Here is a 20,907-nt window from a genome sequence, read left to right as displayed (position 1 = left end):
ACCGGCCGCTGAGCGATTTGAGCTCAGCGGCCGATTGCAAGCAACTTTTCATAATGTGCCGCCAATGTTGCGGCGTTCGCGTCCCAGCTAAATTGCTCGGTCATCGCGGCGACCGCTTCGCGGCTTGGCGGGCTGTTGAGAACCGCGTTGATCCCCTTGGCTACGGCGTGCGGGTCGCGTGCGACCAAGCGGCCTGCGACATCGTTGGCAATCAGTTCGCGCGCACCCCCGACATCGCTCGTGACCACAGGCGTTCCGCAAGCGAGCGCTTCCACCCACGCATTTGCTAGCCCTTCGCTGACCGTTGGCAGAACCATCACATCTGCGGCTGACAGGATCAGCGGCATCAGATCATGATCGATCGACCCGGCAAAATACACGCGGTCGGCCACGCCTTCAGTCTCGGCCAATGAGCGAAGGCGCGCTTCATCTTCGCCCTTTCCGATCAGGATCAACCGCGCACCCGGGATATCACGCAAGGCCGCAATCGCGATTCCCTGACCCTTGCGTTCGATCAAAGCGCCCACGCATGCCAGCAGAGGGACATTGTCCGGCAGATCAAACCCAAGCTCCCGAGATAACTGAGCCCGAAGCTGGGTGTGTTCCAGCGGGCGGAAGCGGTCACGATCCAGCCCGGTGTAATGAACCGCGATCTTGGTTTCATCCATATCCATCGCGATCATCTGTTTTGCCAGATCGCAGCTAACAGCAAGCAGCCCGGTTGCCTTGCGCGCGGCGATCAGCATTTGCTTGCGGGCAAAATCATAATCACCCCAGAAACTGATATCACTGCCTCTGGCCTTGATCGAAAGCGGCAGAGCCATCGCCTCGGCTATTTCCGCAGCCGCAGGTCCATCCGGGAAAAAGAACTGGGCATCGAGCACATCGATCGTGGTCTCTGCGTGAATTCGCTCGATCAACGGCAAGGCTGCGCGCGCGATGGCAGCAGCGTTGCGGCGTGCTCCTATGCGAGGGATCAAGGTAAAGTGTGGCCGGAACACGGTAATCCCGCATTCCTGAGAAATAGACGGAAGTTCAGCCAACGGTCGGTACCGCCCAAGCGCTAAGGGCGGCAGCCCGATTGGGCTGATTACCGTGACCCGCCAATCCCCGCGTCTTGCCAATGCCTCGAGAGACCGGGCGACAAAGGTGCCGAACCGCGGGTTCACCGGGTTGGGATACAGCGTCGAAAGAGCGACAACGTGCTTCACGCGATTCGCCTTACACAGTGACCGTCACAACGGCCTGACCAATTTGAACGCCACGGCAATCCACGCCGGTTTGTCGACAACCACCTGCTTTTGCCCGGTGCCGGGCGGCAACAGACCGATCAGGTTGGCGCGGCGGTCGATCATCCTGCCAAAAGCGAATCGACCGCCAGCACGTGGCACCAGGCAATCACGGTTCATCGCGCGATTGATTGCGCCTGCATTTTCCGACGGATCGAGCGGACGAAGCCATACTAGATCGCCGCTGCGGTATTCACCGACGCTTTCGCGAACCGCGAGCACCAAAGGCGTGGCATCTACTTCACCGGTCAGTTCGCTGGGCAACAAAGCCTCCCTGGGGACTGAAAGCGGCTCGGCTCCCGATGAAACCAGTTCAGCCACGATCTGGGCTGCATCGGATGCTTCGCCCCGCATCAGGCTGGCAGGCTCCACGCCGAGCGCAGCGGCAATCTTGTTCATCCAGGTCAGCGAAAGCTGCCGCGTTCCAGTCTCCAGCCGGCCGATCGTCTGTGCCGTCGTCGGCGGATTGCACGCCGCGCCCAGTTCGGCGAGCGTCAATCTTTTAGCCTTGCGGATATCGCGGATGCGATTGGTCATACATCTGGCCTCTATTAACCGGATTGGTTTTTTCTTTCCTACAGATGTGCGGCCTTGGCAAGCGGTCTGACCTAATTAAGCAAAGGAAAATGCCATGAAACGCCGACTGGTCGAACACGAACTCACACCAGAAGGCCCGTTGCGCAGTGATAGCAGGGGCAAAGAGCGGGCAAGTAGGACAGTGACTGTCAACTTGGCGGAAAGCCCTTTGGTATGGCTTCATGCGCGCGGGCATCTGGATGATCGTCTGCTTGATGCAGGTGAAGCCTTGCGAGCAGATTACGAACGCGCACAGATTGCGCCGAGCGTGACAATGCGGTGGGACCCTGTCCGAATCCGATCAACAGGCGAGCGCGGCCTATCGGCGGGCGAACGGCAGCTTGCCGCGCGTAAACGGTTTGACGGTGCGATCAGGGCTGCCGGACGAGGGCTTGAGGATATTCTCTGGCGTGTTGTGTGCGCAGGTGAAGCGCTGCCCGAAGCGGAGAAAACTTTAAGCTGGCCAGCTCGTAGCGGTAAGCTGGTGCTGCGTATCGCGCTGGAGCGGGTCGCTGAATTCTACCGGATCACTTGAAGCGAATGGTGCCGGGCGATTAGCCTTCAATCATTTCTGCCAGCATCAGCCAGCGTTCTTCAGCGGCGTCCTTTTCAGCCCGCGCATTTTCGATACCCTTGCTGATCGTGGCAAACCTTTGCGGATCTCTGGCATAAAGCTCAGGATCGTTCAGCAGGGCTTCGCCCTTGGTTATGGCGCTTTCCAGTTCGGCGATGCGATCGGGTAGGATCTCATAATCGCGTTGATCCTTGTAAGTCAGCTTAAGGCTGGTGCCAGATTTCTGTGGGAAGGTCGTGGACGGTGCAGGCTCCGCGTCGGTCGTCTTTGATGGCTTGTTTCCAGAAGCGCCGTGATGTTGGCTTGCTTCTTCCTTGCGCCGGGCTTCCCAGTCGGCATAGCCGCCCGCGACAATGTCCACCTTGCCCGAACCATCGAGGCCAAGCGTGACAGTGACAGTGCGGTCGAGAAAATCGCGATCATGGCTAACGATCAGCACAGTGCCGTCAAAATCAGCGATAACTTCCTGAAGCAGATCGAGCGTCTCAAGATCAAGATCGTTCGTCGGTTCATCCAGTACCAGAAGGTTCGCAGTACGGGCAAATTCGCGTGCGAGAAGCAGACGTGACCGCTCACCGCCCGACAGAATTCCAATTTTGGTATCGACAAGACCCGGGTCGAACAGGAAGTCCTTCAAATAGGCCTGCACGTGTTTTCGGACTCCGCGTACATCGACCCAGTCACCCCCTTCGGCAACGATCTGGCGTACGGTTGCCCCCGGTTCGAGCAATTTGCGCTGCTGATCGATCATGACACCTGTCAGCGTACGCGCATGACTGACCGTCCCTGTGTCAGGATCCAGTTCTTTGGTGAGCATCTTCAGAAGGGTGGTTTTGCCCGCGCCGTTCGACCCCACGATGCCGATCCTGTCGCCGTTCTGGATACGCAAGGTGAACGGCTTGATGATTGCGCGTTCGCCGTAATTCTTGGAAATGTTCTCGGCCACGATGACTGATTTTGATTTGAAATCATCGTCGCTGGCAAGCTTCAGCTTTGCGGTTCCGGCGCCCGATATCATCGAGGCACGGGTCGCACGCATCTGATACAGTTTTTCCAGGCGCCCTTGGTTGCGCTTGCGCCGCGCTGTGACGCCACGTTCCAGCCAGTGCGCTTCCAGCTTGAGTTTAGCGTCCATCCGTTCCGCTGCGCGCGCTTCTTCGGCGTAGACCTGTTCTTCCCATGCTTCATACCCGCCGAAGCCGACTTCCTTGCGGCGAATAGTTCCTCGATCCAGCCATAGCGTCGCGCGGGTCAGCCGGGTCAGAAAGGTCCGGTCATGGCTGATGGTGATGAAGGCACCGCGATAGCGCGACAGCCAATCCTCCAGCCAGTCGATCGCGGCCAGATCGAGATGGTTGGTAGGCTCATCCAAAAGGATCAGATCAGGATCTTGCGCCAGGGCGCGGGCGATGGCGGCACGCCGCTTCTCGCCGCCACTGGCGGTGCCGGCAGGCCGGGTCATGTCGATGCCGAGTTGTCCGGCGATGGCATCGATTTCGTGCGTGGCCGGTGCGTCTTCCCCGTTCAGCGCCCAATCCATCAGCGTGCTGAATTCCGTGAAATCAGGGTCCTGTTCAAGGAATACGATACGGGTACCCGGCTTTACCCGGCGATGCCCGCGATCTGCCTCGATTTTACCGGTTATAAGGCGAAGCAGCGTGGTTTTGCCTGCACCGTTTCTGCCGATGAGCGCCAAACGATCGCCCGGCAATACATGCAGGTCAATTGGCGCTGCGCCGCTTGTGGGCGTGGGCCCGCCAAACAGCCAGCGGCCGCCCTGTTGAAGGGAAACATTTTCGAGAGAGAAGATCGGGGGCTGTGCCATTGGATGCGGCACGTAGGGATAGACTATCTTTGCCACAAGAGCGCGTTTGCCCGACACGTGCGGATGGTTCATTCACGTGAAAGCTGAACGGGTTCAAAGACAGTTCAAATTGGAGACTGAAAATAATGATGAAACCTGCCATTGCCTTTATCGCCGCGTCCGCACTTACTCTTCCCGCTGCCGCTTTGTCCGCTGCGAATGTCGAAATCGACGCGGGGGGGCCGGTGGTTGAACTGAATGTCTATGAAAGCGTCGACGTGGCGCCCGATACCGCCACAATTGGCGCCGGCGTGACTACCGACGCGCCAACGGCAACCGAAGCGCTGCGTCAGAATTCAGCGGAAATGCAGAAGGTGATCGCACGGATCAAATCGCTGGGTGTGGCTGAAAAGGATATCCAGACGACCGGGATCAATATCAATGCGCGCTATGACTATGACCAGCAAACGCAGCGTCAGGTCTTTCGCGGATATCAGGCGTCCAACCGGGTCAGTGTGATCCTGCGCAAGATCGACGATACCGGCCGCGTTCTTGATGCGCTTGTCACCGCGGGCGCCAACGATATCAACGGTCCAAGTTTCAGCATCGAAAATGACACCGCAGCTAAGGATGCAGCACGCAAGCGTGCCGTGGCACGTGCCGAGGCGCAGGCCGCAGCCTATGCTGAAATGCTGGGATATGACGGGGCAAAGGTGCTGGCCATCAGCGAAAGCATCGCGGGCAATGGACCCATGCCCATCGAAGCCAAGGGACGGGGCGTCGCGATGGCGGCCGATGCGCCGCCCGTGCAGCCCGGCATGATCGCAACCGGCGTCAATCTGTCGGTTACCTACGAGCTGGTAAAAGATGGCGCAGCCGGGACGGATTAGCCCATTCACGACTTGTTCAATGGAACATGGCTAGGCATGGATTTGTGATGAAACGCTTTCCCATCCTTGTTTGTTCGGGTCTTGCCTCGCTGACATTGGCCTTCGCGCCGGTGTCAGCGCAGGATCAGGCGCGCGGAGATCAGGGCGAAGCGCGCCGTGAAGCGCAAGCAGGCAACATCATGCGTTCTGGCGAGATCGAAGCGAAGATTCTGCCAATGATGAAAGGCGCTGAATATTTGGGCTTTGCCTATGATTCCACGGCGCGCGCCTACCGTCTCAAGTTCATCAAGGATGGCCGTGTCACGCACGTCGATGTTGATGCGCGTACGGGACGCGTGATCGGTCGTTCGCGCTAACCCCCTTCTTCCCACACAAGCCGCATCAATGGGGAAAGCCCCGGCCAGATTCGCGCTCGCTTGCTTGACGCCCGCAAAGCAAAAGCGCACGAACCGGCTCAAACTCAACGCAAGGTAATGGTGGTTCATGCGCATTCTGATCGTCGAAGACGAACCGACCCTTGGCGCGCAGCTTAAGTCGACGCTTGAAGGTCAAGGCTATGCAGTCGATTTGTCTGTCGATGGGGAGGACGGTCACTTCATGGGATCGACCGAAGATTATGACGCTGTTGTCCTCGATCTCGGTTTGCCGGAAATCGATGGGTTGACCGTGCTTGGCATGTGGCGCCGGGAAGGGCGCACCTTTCCCGTTCTGGTGCTGACCGCACGTGACAGCTGGAGCGACAAGGTTGCCGGGTTGGATGCGGGCGCGGATGATTATCTTGCCAAGCCATTTCAGACAGAGGAACTGATCGCTCGTCTGCGCGCCCTCATTCGCCGTGCGTCGGGCAACACGTCTTCGGAATTGATTGCTGGCGACGTTCGGCTGGACACACGTTCAGGTCGGGTGACGTTGGATGGTGAACCGGTCAAGCTGACGGCGCAGGAATACAAGCTGCTGTCCTACCTCATGCATCACAAGGGCAAGGTGGTAAGCCGGACCGAATTGATCGAGCATATTTACGATCAGGATTTTGACCGTGATTCGAACACGATCGAAGTCTTCGTCACCCGCATTCGCAAGAAGCTCGGCGCGGACGTGATAACGACCATTCGTGGCCTCGGTTACAGCCTCGACGACCCTGCCGACCAACCGCGCGCCTGAGGCTGCGGTGTCCGGCGGTGATGTGGCCTCCATTACAGCTCAAGAGGGAGGGGAGAGTGCCGCCCGCTTGGATGGGGTGAACGACGCCGCCGTATCGCACCCTCGCGCCAGTCTTGCGCGCCGTATGGGCCTGATTGCGGCAGGATGGATTTTCGTATTGCTGTTAGGCGGCGGGATTGCGCTGGAACGAACGCTTACGACCCAGGTCGAAGCCAATTTCGACGAACAGTTGGACTACATCCTTACCGCCATGATTGCGTCAGCCGAAATCGACGCAAGCGGCGAAGTTTATTTCTACCGAACGCTTGGCGACCAGCGGTTCCTGGAGCCTGGAAGTGGGCTGTATTGGCAAATCAGCGGCGGCAACTACGAACCCTGGCCGTCGCGCAGCCTCTGGGATCGCACTCTTACACTTCAAGGTGCGCAGGCCGCAGGCGAGCATTTTGATAGCGACATTCATTTTTACAATTCCGATCAGTTTGCAGGCGAGCCTCTCCGTGTTGCGGAACGCACCGTAATATTGCCGGGCAGTGAGACACGCTGGACCTTTGCCGTTGCCAGCGCGACCGAACAGATGGATGCGCAGGTCGGCAGGGTGCAATTGATTCTGATCTGGAGCTTTGCGGTTCTGGGCTTCGGATTGCTTGTAATGACCCTGCTGCAGATCCGGTACGGCCTGTCCCCCTTGCGGCGCGTGCGGGCGGCAATTCAGAATTTGCGAACCACGGGCGCCAACCGAATTACCGAACCCCTGCCGATGGAAGTGCAACCGCTTGTCGAAGAACTGAACGCGTTGCTCGAGCATTCCGAACGTCAGGCAGAAGAAGCTCGGCGGCACGCCGGCAACCTTGCGCATGCTCTTAAAACGCCTCTCACCGTGCTCACCAACGCTGCCACGGCGCGCGCGCCCGATCTGGGCGATGCCGTTATGCGCGAAACCCGCACGATGCAGCGGCATGTCGATCACCACCTTGCCCGTGCCCGTGCGGTTGGGCGCCGGGCGGTGGGACATGCGCGAACCAATGTCATGGCCAGTGCGGAAGCCGTGCGTCGGGCAGTGGAACGACTTTATCCGGAAGACCGGCTCGACATCGCAGGCGACAGGAGCGCGACTGTCGCGCTGGAACGACAGGATCTGGACGAACTGCTTGGCAATCTGATCGAGAACGCCGCCAAGTATGGCGGAGGAAGCGTGTTCGTTACGATTGATCCCGATGAAGCAGATGCTCCGCGTGACCCAAAGATGTGCCTGATCTGGGTCGAAGATGATGGCACCGGCATCCCCGAGGCTGAACGGACCCGCATTTTTGATCGCGGCGTCAGATTGGATACGGACAAGCCTGGAACCGGTCTTGGCCTCGCGATTGTTCGCGATGTTGCAGAGATATACGGAGGCAGCGTGTCGCTTGGTACAAGCGAGGATCTGGGCGGACTTCTGGTGGAACTGCGACTGCCGCGCGCGAACTGAGTGCTCTTTGCGCTGAACTAGCACGATTTTGTGCGCATCTACGCTATGTTTTACGCCGCAAATCTTTGGCCGTTTTCCGGGTTTGCTGGTGTAGCTTAACCTGCTGCTGCCTGTTCGTGGTGGCGGATCACTTCGTCGATAATGAAGCGCAGGAATTTCTCCGAGAATTCAGGATCTAGATTGGCTTCTTCCGATAGCTTACGCAGCCTTGCGATCTGACGCGCTTCGCGTGCCGGATCGGCAGGGGGCAGGGTGGCCCGCGCCTTGTATTCCCCGACAGCCTGCGTAATCCGGAACCGTTCGGCTAGAATATGAATCAAGGCAGCGTCGATATTGTCGATGCTTTTGCGGAACGATGCCAGAACCGGATCGGGTTCGGATGGGGTTTGCGTTTTGTCGGACATGGTTGGCGAAACTAGCAGCAATTCAGCGCTTGCCAAGCACGCGGGGGCCGCCCTAGAGCCTTGCGCAGCATGAGTGCCGACATCATACCCTTGCCGCGTAAGGCACCAACGCTCGACCCCATGCTGGCCTTGACAGCGTCGGGCATGAATTCGGTTAATGCGGTCATTCTTGATCGCATGCAGAGCGAAATTCCGCTGATCCCCCGACTGGCTGGTCATCTCATCAGCGGCGGAGGCAAGCGGCTGCGTCCGATGCTCACGCTCGCAGGTGCTGAACTGGTAGGTTACAAGGGCACCCGGCATCACAAACTCGCCGCCGCGGTAGAGTTCATTCATACGGCCACCTTGCTGCATGACGATGTGGTGGATGGCAGCGAACTCAGGCGCGGAAAAGCTGCAGCCAATATTATCTTCGGCAACCCTGCAACGGTTCTGGTCGGGGACTTTCTGTTTAGTCGTTCGTTCGAATTGATGACCGAGGACGGTTCCCTGCGGGTGCTTGCGATCCTCAGCCGCGCGAGTGCGATCATTGCTGAAGGTGAAGTTTCGCAGCTGTCCGCCCAGCGGCAGATCAACACCAGCGAAGAACAATACCTCCATATCATTGGCGCCAAAACGGCGGCACTCTTCGCCGCGGCGAGCCAGATCAGCGCGGTGGTTGCCGAATGTTCGGAAGAACAGGAACGCGCGCTCGAAGCCTATGGCCGCAATCTGGGTGTCGCCTTCCAGCTGGTTGATGATGCGATCGACTACGATTCCGACGCTGCTGAAATGGGCAAGGAACAGGGCGACGATTTTCGTGAAGGCAAGATGACCCTGCCGGTGATCCTCGCCTATGCGCGCGGCAATGAAGATGAACGCAAATTCTGGAAGGATGCGATTATCGGGCACCGTTCGTCAAACGATGACCTTGCTCATGCCATTGCGTTGATTGAAAAACATAATGCGCTTGAAGACACCCGTGAACGCGCACGCCATTTCGCGCACCGGGCAATCGATGCCATTTCGATCTTCCCTGATGGCAAGGCACGCGCAGCGATGGCCGAAGCCGCGCAATTCGCGGTCGCGCGTGGACATTGATTTAGGGTAACGCCCAGGGCGATGACGCCCGACCTTCCCATCCACGCAGTTCTTCCAGACATTCGCGCCGCGCTTGCAGGCAAGGGCGCGGCTGTGCTGATTGCCCCTCCGGGCGCGGGCAAGACAACGGCAGTCGCACCCGATCTTCTGCGCGAGCCTTGGTGTACCGGGCAGATCATCCTGACATCACCGCGCCGCGTTGCAGCGCGCGCTGCTGCCGAACGCATGGCTGAAATGTCTGGTGAAAAGCCTGGCGAGACCGTGGGCTACATGACCCGGCTGGATAGCAAGGTGTCGCCGCGAACGCGTATCCTCGTCGTCACCGATGCCATTCTGGTGAACCGGTTGGTGGAAGACCCCGATCTTCCCGGTGTGTCGGCCCTGCTATTTGACGAAGCGCATGAACGTGGGCTCGACAGCGATCTCGGGCTGGCGCTTGCCTTGGAATCGCATGCGGTGTTGCGCGAGGATTTGCGGGTTCTGGTCATGTCCGCCACCATCGATGGCGCCCGATTTTCACGCATTCTGGGGGAAGGTACGCCGGTTATCACGAGCGAAGGGCGCAGCTTTCCGCTGGTAATAAAATGGCTTGGCGGTGATGCGTCTCAGAATATTGAGGACAGGCTTGCCGCCGCAATCATCACTGCCTGGCGCGAAGAAAGCGGCGACATCCTCGCTTTCCTCCCTGGTGTGCGCGAGATTGAGCGGGTGCGCGAGCGGATCGAGCCTCGCCTCAAAGACGTGCCGATCCATTCGCTCCACGGCCAGATCGAACCCGCCGTGCAGCGTGCTGCAATCCGGCGAGATCCACAAGGCCGCCGCCGTATCGTGCTGGCCACCGCGATTGCGGAAACATCTTTGACGTTGGACGGGGTCAGTGTGGTGATCGATTCCGGGCTTGCGCGTCTGGCTGAATTCGACCGGGCAGCGGGGTCGACCCATCTGGTCACGCGCCGGGCATCACAGGCGTCGGCCGCGCAGCGGGCCGGGCGCGCGGCGCGGCAGGGCCCGGGTGTGGCATACCGTTTGTGGGAAGAGGCGGGCCATGCAGGGCGGCCCGCATTTGCGCCCGCTGAAATCTTGCAGGCTGATCTCACGCCTTTGATGCTGCGATTGGCAAAATGGGGCGCGGGCAATCCGCAGGCGCTGCCATGGCTCGATCCTCCGCCCCAACCCTCAATCGCTGCCGCGCATGACGCACTGGAAGCTCTTGGGGCGCTGCATAGCAATGGCCGGATCACGCCCTTGGGCGAAGCGATTGCCGCATTGCCGATGGCACCTGATCAGGCGGCAGCCGTTCTGCATGGCGCACGCGCAGAGTGCGGTGTCGAAACAGCACGGCTGGTGATGTTGTTGCAGGAACGCGGACTTGGTGGGCGGGGTGAGGACATCCTGCAACGTCTTGCTCGTTGGCACGTTGACCGCGCACCGCGAAGCGTGGCTGCGGCGCGGATCGCGGAAGGTTGGGCAAGGCAGGCGGCCAAGCTGGCAAGCGTGATTCCCGCCAGTCCCGCCTGTGATGCCGCCGAAGCCTTGGCGCTTGCCCGCCCGGATTTCGTTGCGCGGCGCCGCGATCCTTCGGGGGAAAACTGGATCAGTGCAGGCGGGCGAGGCTATGTGCTTGATCCGGCCTCTCCGCTGGCTCGCTCCGAATGGATCGTGATTGGCGATGCGCAGGGACAGGCCAAGGGGGCCCGTATTACTGCCGGCGCACAGATCGCCACTGATCGTATTGGCGTGTTGTTTGCAAGATCAATGCAAGAACGCGTCACAACGCGCTGGAATTCCGAAAAGCACCGGGTTGAGGCCCGTAGGGAACGCAGGCTCGGCGCAATTGTGCTCGCAAGCGTTCCGGAACCTGCGCCGGACCCCGCGTTGCTTGTTGATATCCTTGTGGATGCGGCTGTGGAACGGCTGGGGGTAATCTTGCCTGAAGGCTTTCTGGCCCGCGCGCGGTTTGCCGGGATCGCGGCGCTATCACCTGAAGTCTTGCGCGACCGGGCGAGCGAGTGGCTCGCGCCGTTGCTGATGGGGCGCCGCGATCTGGATGTACACCCGAACCGGTTCGCGGAAGCAGCGCTCGGGCTTATTGACTGGAACGATCGGCAGCGGTTCGACATGGCGGCGCCGACGCATTTTACATCGCCCGCCGAAACACGCCATGCCATCGACTATGCAGGAGACGACGCCCCCAGTGTCGAGGTGCGCGTGCAGGGCGTGTTCGGGTTGGACACACATCCGATGATAGGCTCGACACCGCTGCTGCTAAAATTGACCAGCCCGGGTGGGCGGCCGGTGCAATCGACCCGCGATCTGCCCGGTTTCTGGCGCGGCAGTTGGCGCGATGTGGTCAAAGATATGAAGGGCCGCTACCCCAAACATCGCTGGCCTGATCAGCCGTGGCTAGAAAAGCCGAGCATGAAGACCAAAAACGCCTTCAACCGCAGCGATTCGTGATTTAAGGGGCATGGCATGAGCGCACGTATCTTTCAGAAGACAAAGCACGCGATGCAGTCCGGCAAGGCGCACACCGATGAGTGGGTGCTTGAGTTCGAACAATCCGAGGCGCGTTTTGCCGACCCGTTGATGGGCTGGACCGGATCGGGTGATACCCAGTCACAGGTTCAGCTGACCTTCCCGACGAAGGACGCAGCCAAGGCCTACGCCGATAAATATGGCATTGCTGCACGTGTGCATGCGACGCCTCCGAAACGGCTCAAACTTCAGGCTTACGCCGACAATTTTCGCTGAGTTGATTTGTGCTGATTCTTGCGCCATATGGTGCGCCGGGAGTCGGGTGGACGTTTGCGTTCGCTCACCGGGTCAGGTCCGGAAGGAAGCAGCCCAGGTGAATTGCGGCGGGTCGCTCGGCTCCTTTTTTGCACGGCTTCGCAACGCCGCGCACCATGACAAAGCGGCGTTGAGCGCCTAGCTTGTCGGCATGACCGAATCCGACCCCGATCCCACACCGCAGACAGGCGACGCTCCCACGGCGGCCGAGTTGGAGGCTGCTGGTCAGAACGCCTTGTTCGCCGATCCTGCTTCGCCGCCAGTGCAAATCGGTGGAGATGTGACTGCGCCTGCAGGGGGACCAGAGCTGGCGCCCGTAATCACGGAACCAGCGGTCACAGTGCAGCCCTATAGGGTGCTGGCACGCAAATATCGGCCGCAGACTTTTTCCGAACTTATCGGGCAAGAGGCAATGGTCCGAACGCTGGCCAACGCCATTGCGCGGGATCGGCTGGCGCATGCATTTCTCATGACGGGGGTGCGCGGGGTCGGCAAGACCTCGACCGCACGGCTCATTGCCAAGGCTTTGAACTGCGTCGGGCCCGATGGGCAGGGCGGCCCCACAATCGATCCCTGCGGCGTTTGCGAAGCCTGCGTGGCTATCGCAGAAGGGCGCCATATCGACGTAATCGAGATGGATGCCGCATCAAATACCGGCGTCGACGATGTGCGCGAGATCATCGAACAGGTGCGCTATGCTGCGGTTTCAGCGCGTTACAAGATCTACATCATCGACGAAGTTCACATGTTGTCGCGCAATGCTTTCAACGCTTTGTTAAAGACACTTGAAGAACCGCCTCCGCATGTGAAATTCCTGTTTGCCACCACCGAAGTCGATAAGCTTCCCGTCACCGTATTAAGCCGGACGCAGCGATTTGATCTGCGCCGCATCCCCGCGCCGATGCTGGCCGATCATTTCGCCAAAATTTGCGCCTTGGAAGCCGTTGAGGCTGAAGGGGAAGCGCTCAGCATCATCGCGGGCGCAGCCGAAGGTTCGGTACGCGACGGCCTTTCCATCCTGGATCAGGCGATCGCGCATGCAGATCTGGACGGGGAGGGCAAGGTCACGGGTAGCCGTGTACGGGATATGCTGGGCCTTGCCGACAAGAGCGCCCAGAGGCGGCTTCTCGGCCATCTATTGTCAGCGGATGCCAAAGCTTTGCTTGAGGCGATTGACGAACAATACGCGCTTGGCGTCGAACCGCTTGCGTCGATGCGGGCGCTGATGGACCTGACGCACCGTGTGACCCTGGCACAGGTATCGGGTGGAGAGCCCGATGCCCCGACAGAAGAGGAACGCAAGGCGCTTGCAGATTTCGCTGCAAGGCTCGGTGCAGGGGAACTGCATCGCCTGTGGCAGCTGCTCATCAAGGGTCACGACGAGGTGCGGACCGCGCCCGATCCGCTGGTGTCGCTTCAAATGGCGCTGTTGCGGATCCTTCACGCCTCGCAACTGCCCGATCCCGGTAAACTGGCGAGACGGATCGAGGAACTTGCTGCCCGCGGGCCGACCAGCGTTCAGACCGATAGCGGCGCGCCTTCGGATTCATCCGCACCTGCCGCCACTGCGCCATCGCAGGATTGGGCTGAACTCGTGGAGGCTGTTGATCAATCCGGGCAACTGCGGGTCGCGCAAATGATGCGGGATCGGGTGCGTGTTATCGAGTTAGGCGCGGAACGCCTGGTATACGAGCAAGCAGACAATTTTTCTGACGATCCGGCCCCGGATATTCGGGACGCATTGTTCAAAGTCACAGGAAAGCGTTGGCTTATCGAACGCGGAACCGGGGCTGCCCAGCCTTCGCTGCGCGAACTGTCCGAAGCGGACGCCGCCGCGCACGATGCGCGCATTCGTTCCGATCCTTTGGTAAAAGCGGCTTTTGCGGCTTTTCCCGACGCCGAACTGATCGCCCCCGCCAAGGCTGCCGCCGGCGCGGGTTCACCCCCTTGGAATTGAGGAGTCTCCCCCATGAAGTCGATGGAAGAAATGATGGCCGCCGCGCAGCAGGCAGCGGAAACCATCCAGAAGCAGATGAACGATATGCAGGTGAAACTCGACTCGATCGAAGTCGAAGGCACCGCAGGCGGCGGCCTTGTGAAGGTGCGGGCCAGCGCGAAGGGCCGTATTCTGGGCGTGAGCATTGATGACAGCCTGATGGTGCCTGATGACAAGCAAATCCTCGAAGACCTTGTCGCTGCCGCGTTCAATGACGCGCGCGACCGGGCCGACCGGGTGTCCGAACAGCAAATGCGCGAAATGCAGGGTTCGATGGGTCTGCCGCCGGGCTTCAATCTTCCCGGCATGGGGTGAAGTGGCATGCAGCGGTTCGCCGATTGTCGTACGCGTCGTTTTCGGGCGAATGTGCGGCAATTGGCGGAGCGTATCAGGCTTTTATTTGCTGAGTGGGCAGTGCGATTTCGCAGGATTAAGCAGTGGGTCAATCGGTCGTCCACAATCTAGCCGGGATTCCCCATTGCGACCCGCGGCGCTGCTTCCCATATCTCGGGCATGAACCAAACCTACCCCCTCCTTCCGCTGCGTGATATCGTCGTTTTCCCCGGCATGGTCGTTCCCCTTTTCGTAGGGCGGGACAAATCCGTGGCCGCGCTGGAAGCTGCGATGGAAGCGTCCAAGGATATCGCCCTGATCGCGCAGCTTGATCCTGCGTGCGATGACCCTGAAGGCGATGACCTGTATGATGTCGGCGTAGTCGCGCAGGTTCTCCAGCTTCTGAAGCTTCCTGATGGCACGGTGCGTGTGCTGGTCGAAGGCAAGTCGCGCGCCCGGCTTACAGCGCTGGAAAATGCCGGCACCTATCTCGTCGCAGAGGTCGAAGAGATCGCGCCCGAAACCGTTGCGGGCAGCGAAGTGACCGCGCTCATGCGGCAGGTGACTGCTCAGTTTGCCGAATATGTGAAGCTTGACAAGAAACTGGGCGACGATGCCGCGGTCGATCTGTCTGATGTCGATGACGCCGGTCAGTTGGCGGATACCATCGCTGCAGCCATCAGCGCCAAGGTGTCAGACAAGCAGGCGCTGCTGACAGAAACCAGCCCCCTGAAGCGGCTTGAACTGGTGATGGCCTTCATGGAAGGCGAATTGTCGGTCCTTCAGGTCGAACGCCGCATCCGGGGCCGGGTGAAGCGCCAGATGGAAAAGACCCAGCGCGAATATTATCTCAACGAACAGCTAAAGGCGATTCAGAACGAGCTTGGCGGCGGCGACGATGGCGAAGCCAATGAAATTGCCGAACTGACAGAGAAGATCGAAAAGGCCAAGCTTTCCACAGAGGCCAAGGCAAAGGCGCTGGCGGAGCTGAAGAAGCTTCGCGGCATGCAGCCGATGAGTGCCGAAGCAACCGTGATCCGCAACTATCTCGACGTGCTGCTCGGCTTGCCGTGGGGCAAGAAATCGAAGCTGAAGAAGGATATCGCGCGCGCGCAAGACGTGCTTGATGCCGATCACTACGCCTTGGAAAAGGTCAAGGATCGGATTGTCGAATATCTGGCCGTTCAGGCGCGCACCAACAAGCTCAAGGGGCCGATCCTTTGCCTCGTCGGCCCTCCGGGCGTGGGCAAGACCTCACTGGGCAAGTCCATCGCCAAGGCGACAGGGCGTGAATTCGTGCGCCAATCGCTGGGCGGGGTGCGGGACGAGGCGGAAATCCGTGGCCACCGCCGCACCTATATTGGTTCGATGCCCGGCAAGATCGTCGCCAACCTTAAGAAAGCAGGGACGAGCAATCCCTTGTTCCTGCTGGATGAAATCGACAAGCTTGGACAGGATTTCCGGGGTGATCCGGCGTCCGCCTTGCTTGAAGTGCTCGACCCTGAACAGAACGCCAAGTTCCAGGATCACTATCTTGAACTTGATCTGGACCTGTCGGATATCATGTTCGTTTGCACCGCAAACAGCTTGAACCTTCCGCAGCCTTTGCTCGACCGTATGGAAATCATCCGGTTGGAAGGATATACCGAAGACGAAAAGGTCGAGATCGCACAGCGGCACCTGATCGAAAAGCAGATCGAAGCGCATGGTTTGAAAAAGGGCGAGTTTTCGCTTGAAGAAGACGCGCTGCGCGATCTGATCCGCTACTACACACGCGAGGCAGGGGTTCGCACGCTGGAGCGGGAGATCGCCAAGTTGTGCCGCAAGAGCCTGCGTCAGATTCTCGAAAAGAAGACTGCCAGCGTCACGATCACGCCTGAGAATCTGAGCGATTTTTCGGGGGTTCGCAAGTTCAAGCACGGCGTTTCGGAGGAAGAACCGCAGGTTGGTGCGGTCACTGGCCTTGCGTGGACATCGGTAGGCGGCGAATTGCTTACCATCGAAAGTGTCACGACACCGGGCAAGGGCGAGGTGAAGACCACCGGCAAGCTTGGGCAGGTCATGAACGAAAGCGTCGCAGCCGCGTTCAGTTTTGTGAAGGCGCGGGCGCCAGCCTACGGGATCAAACCCAGCCTGTTCCATCGCAAGAACGTGCACATTCACCTTCCGGAAGGCGCCGTGCCCAAAGATGGTCCAAGTGCAGGTATCGGCATGGTGACGTCGATCGTATCGACCCTTACTGGCATCGCGGTGCGGCCCGATGTGGCGATGACAGGAGAGGTCACGCTACGCGGACGGGTTCTGGCGATCGGTGGGTTGAAGGAAAAGCTGTTGGCCGCCTTGCGCGGTGGGATCAAGATTGTCCTCATCCCGGAAGAGAACGTGAAGGATCTTGCCGAGATTCCGGCAAATGCCAAGGCGGGACTGGAAATCATCCCCGTGGCGCATGTGGATGATGTGCTGGCGCGTGCATTGGTGGAACCGCTTGTCGCGATCGAGTGGACCGAAGCGGATGATCTGGCGAGTCAGCCGGGAATGGGCCCCAGTGCGACGAGTGTAGCAAGCTCAGAGGTGCCAACCGCGCATTGAGCCGCTAGAAGGGTGGCCTTGCCGCGATTCGCGGCAGGGTCGCACCATTCCGGAGACGGCATTCAAAAGACTGAGCGGCGCCCGACGTGTGTTTGGCGTGAAGATTGTTGTGGCTTTTTGCAGAGCACTCCTGCTCGGCCCATTTGCCTTTGACAGCCTCTCATAAAACGTCTCAGTTTGACCGTTTCCGAAATGCGCGATTCATCACGATGAACGATGCTCTGAAGCGAGGGGGTTCCCAAATGAACAAGAACGACCTGATCAGCGAAGTTGCCACGACAAGCGGTCTGTCCAAGAACGACGCATCGAACGCCGTTGAAAGCGTGTTCGATGCCATTACCAAGGCGCTTGCGGGCGGCGACGAAGTCCGGCTGGTGGGGTTTGGCACGTTTTCGGTTGCCAAGCGCAAGGCGTCAACCGGACGCAATCCGCGCACAGGTGAGCCAATGAAGATCAAGGCATCCAATCAGCCCAAGTTCAAAGCGGGCAAGGGCTTAAAAGACGCGGTGAATTAAACCGCCTGCCAAGTTTGTATCCCTGTCTCGCATGGATGTACGAAAACCCCGCTCGCTATTCGGCAAGCGGGGTTTTTCTATGCGATCTGCATGCGTTTAACGTGTGGCTGCAATCAGGGCGGTCGGAATTTGCGTGGACCGCGGACTGACCTGCCAGGTCAGCACTTCGCCGCCGCTGTCCATTGTGGGTCCTTCATCGGTGTTGTTGGCCAGAATGCGAATTCCTTCGGCAACACGGATTGTGAATGTGCCCTCGACCACCGGAATGCCCTTTTCACCTGCGTTGCCGGTTTCAACGGCAGAATCTACGCTACCAAGCGCCGCCAGCCCCGCCAGAGACCCCATACCCATCATCGCGCCCATTCCGGCCGCATCGGCATTCTGGGTCGCAAATCCCGGCGCATTGATTCGGACCTGATTGCCCTTGCGCAAGTAGATTTCCACAAACGGATTGGTGCTAGGGAAGCCTTCAATCATCGGGAACAGGAAATCATGTCCCATCGTGCCCGTCACCTGGTAGCTCACATCGAACAAGCCATCGCCCTTGTGGACGACCCGTTCCCACCCTTTCTGACGCTGAAGAAGCGCAACAAGTTCATCGGCGGCTTCTGGATCGGACGGATCGATCCCGCCCATCACGCTGGCGATCTGGCTGGCCTTCCTTTTGGCTTCGGCCGCGCGGCCTTCGACAACGGCTTCCCAGCTTTCACGTTGGTCAGCGATCTCTTGCGTCGTACAGTCCCGGCTTTCGTAGGTTTCCTCATCGAAGCAATAAGCTGTGAAGCTTTCCGTGGCCGCATCCATCTGCGCCAATTGCGAAAGCCCTAGGAAGAAGATTTCTCCTTCGTATCGGAAGGTGAACGTATCCGCTCCCGTGATCGCAAGGTCAGATGTGAATTTTCCCGGCGTCATGAAGCAGCCCGTCAGCATAAGCGCGCATATCGTCACTGCCGCAAATGCACGCACACGGATCGTTGCAAGCATCGTCATGGCCTCCCCCCTCAATTGGAGCTGTGATTAAGTGCGTGTCGCCACTGCATACAACGCGATCGCACCTGCGTTTGATACGTTCAGGCTTTCGATCGACGAAGCAATCGGCAGTCGTGCCAGAACGTCGCAATGGGCAGCAATGTTCTGGCGCAGCCCTTCGCCTTCGGCCCCCAGAACAATTGCAAGCGGTCCGGTGGGCATCACATCGGCGAGCACTGCCTCAGCCTCACCTGCCATCCCGATGCGCCAATAGCCTGCCTCGGCCAGTTCCTCGAGCGCGCGGGCAAGATTGACGACCCGCACCCATGGCACCGTTTCCAGTGCGCCCGATGCCGCTTTTGCCAGCACGCCTCCTTCTGTGGGGGCATGGCGATCCTGGGTCACGATCGCCGCCGCGCCGAACGCCGCTGCCGACCGCAAAAGCGCGCCGACATTGTGCGGGTCAGTGACCTGATCGAGCACGACGATCGGACGAGCGGAATCGCCATCGGCAATTTCATCAAGGAACACATCTTCAAGCGCCGCACATTCCAGAACAAGTCCCTGATGCGGCGAATCTTTGGCCACCAGGCGCGCCAGATCGGCAGCCTGTGCATGTTCGATCGGAAAGCCGGCAGGCAGTTCGCCATCAAGGCTTTCAAGGCCTTCAGGGGTTGCCCACAATTTGCGATGCTGACGGTCGGGGTTCTTGAGCGCCGCTTCCACCGCATGACGGCCCCACAGCCGAACCGCGCCTGCGCTGCCGCGACCCGAACCGCGTCCGCCCTTCATGCGACCTGCTCGTCCCCTGAGTGCGCGCTTTTTTTCACCTTTGCTCATCTTGTTTCCTGCCTGAGGCGTTTCAAACACGCCCCCTGCCAGCAGGGGCATTGACAGGCAAGCAGTGCTTCGCCAAAGGGGCGCCTCTCGGCGGCGGGCCTGGCAACGGACTCGCGCAAATTCAGAGCGTGACACGCTTAGGAATGCCCCCCTTTTAACAGGGGACTGTGTGGACAGGTGGCCGAGTGGTTAAAGGCAGCAGACTGTAAATCTGCCCGCGCAAGCGTACGCTGGTTCGAATCCAGCCCTGTCCACCACTTTCCTGCTTCGAAGGTTTCACGTGAAACATTGGTTGGGCCTTTGAGGGTCGTCCTTAAACTGCACCATTTGGTCATAGTTTCTGCCAATTTTCGGACAAATTGCGCAGGTATCGGACGTGGTGACGAAGCCAGAGTGCAAAGCGGCGGGGCTTGCCGCGAGGGGAGGCGGGAAGTAAGGCGCGTGTCCCACGCAAAAGAGATCCATGCCTAAGATGCCAGCCCCCCTTACCGGCCGTCCGGTCATTTCCGCCACCGGCCTGTTCACGCCTGCCGATAGCATTTCCAACGAAGAGCTGGTTGCAAGCTTCAACGCCTTCGCCGATCGCCATAATGCTGCACATGCCGACGCCATTGCCGCGGGCGAAGCCGAGGCCTTGCCCCATTCGTCGGTCGAGTTCATCGAAAAGGCTAGCGGTATCAAGGCGCGCCATGTGATGAGCAAGGCGCCAATTCTTGATCCTGATGTCATGTGCCCGCGAATCCCCGAACGCGGCAATGACGAGCTGTCGGTCATGGCGGAAATCGGCGTGGCGGCGGCACGTCAGGCGCTGGAACGCGCCGGACGCGACGCGGCCGATGTCGACGCCGTGCTGTGCGCAGCGTCAAACATGCAGCGGGCCTATCCTGCGATGGCGATTGAAATCCAGCAGGCGCTCGGCATCGATGGCTTCGGCTTCGACATGAATGTGGCCTGCTCGTCTGCCACCTTCGGTATCCAGACCGCGGCTGATTACGTGCGTGCGGGCAACGCGCGAAGCGTGCTGGTGGTCAGCCCGGAGATTACGTCGGGTCATCTCAACTGGCGCGATCGCGACAGCCATTTCATCTTTGGCGATGTCGCAACGGCGGTTCTGGTCGAAGATGCCGCGATCGCACCAAAACAACATTGGGAAATCGTCGGGACGCGGCTGAAGACGGTGTTTTCCAACAACATCCGCAACAATTTCGGCTTTCTCAACCGCGCCGCGCCCGAAAGCGCAGGGGACGCGGACAAGCTTTTTGTGCAGGAAGGCCGGAAGGTATTCAAGGAAGTCGTCCCGATGGTGGCGCAGATGATCCTTGAGGAAGCAGGTCGTCTGGGCCTTGATCCCGAAGCGCTGCGTCGTCTGTGGCTGCATCAGGCAAATGCTGGCATGAATCGTCTGATTTCCCATAAGGTTCTGGGACACGAAGCGAGCGACGATGAAAGTCCGACCGTGCTCGATACGTATGGCAACACATCCAGCGCCGGATCGATCATTGCTTTCCATCAGCACAGCGACGACCTCAGCGCAGGTGACATCGGTCTGATCTGCAGCTTTGGCGCGGGCTATTCTGCGGGCACCGTTTTCGTGCGCAAGGTCAGCTAAAGGCCGTGTTGCTTGCGGCC

The 20,907-nt window shown here is 59.5% G+C and carries 19 protein-coding genes, 1 tRNA gene and 1 other RNA gene; 15 read left to right on the top strand and 6 right to left on the bottom strand.

Going from position 1 to position 20,907, the window contains the following annotated elements:
* Window positions 1-23 precede the first annotated feature (23 nt).
* Window positions 24-1,211: a glycosyltransferase gene (locus SJY33_RS06820; RefSeq protein ID WP_379921877.1), complete on the bottom strand. Its 1,188-nt coding sequence runs from the start codon at window positions 1,209-1,211 to the stop codon at window positions 24-26.
* Between the two features lie 24 nt (window positions 1,212-1,235).
* Entirely contained in the window at window positions 1,236-1,826 is a 591-nt protein-coding gene (locus SJY33_RS06815; protein ID WP_379921876.1) for a helix-turn-helix domain-containing protein, read from the bottom strand.
* Between the two features lie 94 nt (window positions 1,827-1,920).
* Between SJY33_RS06815 and SJY33_RS06810 the strand changes: the two genes are divergently transcribed.
* Window positions 1,921-2,400: a DUF6456 domain-containing protein gene (locus tag SJY33_RS06810; RefSeq protein ID WP_379921874.1), complete on the top strand. Its 480-nt coding sequence runs from the start codon at window positions 1,921-1,923 to the stop codon at window positions 2,398-2,400.
* 19 nt (window positions 2,401-2,419) lie between these two features.
* On the opposite strand, the gene SJY33_RS06805 is transcribed toward SJY33_RS06810, so the two are convergent.
* Entirely contained in the window at window positions 2,420-4,264 is a 1,845-nt protein-coding gene (locus SJY33_RS06805) for an ABC-F family ATP-binding cassette domain-containing protein (RefSeq protein ID WP_379921873.1), read from the bottom strand.
* Between the two features lie 125 nt (window positions 4,265-4,389).
* Between SJY33_RS06805 and SJY33_RS06800 the strand changes: the two genes are divergently transcribed.
* The 4 genes from SJY33_RS06800 (at window position 4,390) to SJY33_RS06785 (ending at window position 7,762) form a co-directional block, all read left to right on the top strand.
* Window positions 4,390-5,133, top strand: a complete 744-nt coding sequence (locus tag SJY33_RS06800; RefSeq protein ID WP_379921871.1) for an SIMPL domain-containing protein — start codon at window positions 4,390-4,392, stop codon at window positions 5,131-5,133.
* Between the two features lie 47 nt (window positions 5,134-5,180).
* Window positions 5,181-5,489 carry a hypothetical protein gene (locus SJY33_RS06795; protein WP_379921869.1) on the top strand — a complete coding sequence of 103 codons (309 nt, stop codon included), beginning with the start codon at window positions 5,181-5,183 and terminating at the stop codon, window positions 5,487-5,489.
* Between the two features lie 127 nt (window positions 5,490-5,616).
* Window positions 5,617-6,294, top strand: coding sequence for a response regulator transcription factor (locus tag SJY33_RS06790; protein WP_379921867.1), 678 nt, complete (start codon window positions 5,617-5,619; stop codon window positions 6,292-6,294).
* 124 nt (window positions 6,295-6,418) lie between these two features.
* The gene (locus SJY33_RS06785) at window positions 6,419-7,762 is read left to right on the top strand and encodes a sensor histidine kinase (RefSeq protein WP_379923536.1); all 1,344 of its coding nucleotides are present in this window, start codon (window positions 6,419-6,421) and stop codon (window positions 7,760-7,762) included.
* Between the two features lie 95 nt (window positions 7,763-7,857).
* On the opposite strand, the gene SJY33_RS06780 is transcribed toward SJY33_RS06785, so the two are convergent.
* On the bottom strand, window positions 7,858-8,166 hold the full coding sequence (locus SJY33_RS06780) for a chorismate mutase (RefSeq protein ID WP_379923535.1): 309 nt from the start codon (window positions 8,164-8,166) through the stop codon (window positions 7,858-7,860).
* Window positions 8,167-8,235: 69 nt separating this feature from the next.
* Between SJY33_RS06780 and SJY33_RS06775 the strand changes: the two genes are divergently transcribed.
* The 8 genes from SJY33_RS06775 (at window position 8,236) to SJY33_RS06740 (ending at window position 17,469) form a co-directional block, all read left to right on the top strand.
* On the top strand, window positions 8,236-9,246 hold the full coding sequence (locus tag SJY33_RS06775; protein WP_379921866.1) for a polyprenyl synthetase family protein: 1,011 nt from the start codon (window positions 8,236-8,238) through the stop codon (window positions 9,244-9,246).
* 21 nt (window positions 9,247-9,267) lie between these two features.
* Entirely contained in the window at window positions 9,268-11,703 is a 2,436-nt protein-coding gene (gene hrpB / locus SJY33_RS06770) for an ATP-dependent helicase HrpB (protein WP_379921865.1), read from the top strand.
* Between the two features lie 15 nt (window positions 11,704-11,718).
* Window positions 11,719-11,997 (top strand): ETC complex I subunit, encoded by a 279-nt coding sequence (locus SJY33_RS06765; protein ID WP_379921864.1) that lies wholly within the window; start codon window positions 11,719-11,721, stop codon window positions 11,995-11,997.
* Between the two features lie 35 nt (window positions 11,998-12,032).
* Window positions 12,033-12,127: signal recognition particle sRNA small type (ffs, locus tag SJY33_RS06760), an RNA gene on the top strand.
* A gap of 60 nt (window positions 12,128-12,187) precedes the next feature.
* Complete coding sequence (locus SJY33_RS06755; RefSeq protein ID WP_379921862.1) at window positions 12,188-13,993, top strand: DNA polymerase III subunit gamma/tau; 1,806 nt, start codon at window positions 12,188-12,190, stop codon at window positions 13,991-13,993.
* A gap of 12 nt (window positions 13,994-14,005) precedes the next feature.
* Window positions 14,006-14,347: a YbaB/EbfC family nucleoid-associated protein gene (locus tag SJY33_RS06750; protein WP_379921861.1), complete on the top strand. Its 342-nt coding sequence runs from the start codon at window positions 14,006-14,008 to the stop codon at window positions 14,345-14,347.
* Window positions 14,348-14,545: 198 nt separating this feature from the next.
* Window positions 14,546-16,954, top strand: coding sequence for an endopeptidase La (lon, locus tag SJY33_RS06745; RefSeq protein ID WP_379921860.1), 2,409 nt, complete (start codon window positions 14,546-14,548; stop codon window positions 16,952-16,954).
* Between the two features lie 242 nt (window positions 16,955-17,196).
* Window positions 17,197-17,469 (top strand): HU family DNA-binding protein, encoded by a 273-nt coding sequence (locus SJY33_RS06740; RefSeq protein WP_379921858.1) that lies wholly within the window; start codon window positions 17,197-17,199, stop codon window positions 17,467-17,469.
* Window positions 17,470-17,565: 96 nt separating this feature from the next.
* On the opposite strand, the gene SJY33_RS06735 is transcribed toward SJY33_RS06740, so the two are convergent.
* Window positions 17,566-18,459, bottom strand: coding sequence for a hypothetical protein (locus SJY33_RS06735; protein ID WP_379921856.1), 894 nt, complete (start codon window positions 18,457-18,459; stop codon window positions 17,566-17,568).
* Window positions 18,460-18,486: 27 nt separating this feature from the next.
* Window positions 18,487-19,278 carry a 23S rRNA (guanosine(2251)-2'-O)-methyltransferase RlmB gene (gene rlmB / locus SJY33_RS06730; RefSeq protein ID WP_379921854.1) on the bottom strand — a complete coding sequence of 264 codons (792 nt, stop codon included), beginning with the start codon at window positions 19,276-19,278 and terminating at the stop codon, window positions 18,487-18,489.
* A 171-nt stretch (window positions 19,279-19,449) separates the two neighbouring features.
* On the opposite strand from rlmB, the gene SJY33_RS06725 reads away from it, so the two are divergent.
* Both SJY33_RS06725 and SJY33_RS06720 read left to right on the top strand, forming a co-directional pair.
* A tRNA-Tyr gene (locus tag SJY33_RS06725) sits at window positions 19,450-19,535 on the top strand.
* Between the two features lie 215 nt (window positions 19,536-19,750).
* On the top strand, window positions 19,751-20,887 hold the full coding sequence (locus SJY33_RS06720; RefSeq protein WP_379921853.1) for a beta-ketoacyl-ACP synthase III: 1,137 nt from the start codon (window positions 19,751-19,753) through the stop codon (window positions 20,885-20,887).
* The last annotated feature ends 20 nt before the right edge of the window (window positions 20,888-20,907 follow it).

It is taken from the genome of Erythrobacter sp. R86502, from assembly GCF_042466465.1.
Classification (GTDB): Bacteria; Pseudomonadota; Alphaproteobacteria; order Sphingomonadales; family Sphingomonadaceae; genus Erythrobacter.
The sequence above is the reverse complement of the archived record's forward strand: the minus strand, read 5'-3'. Positions and strand labels throughout refer to the sequence as shown.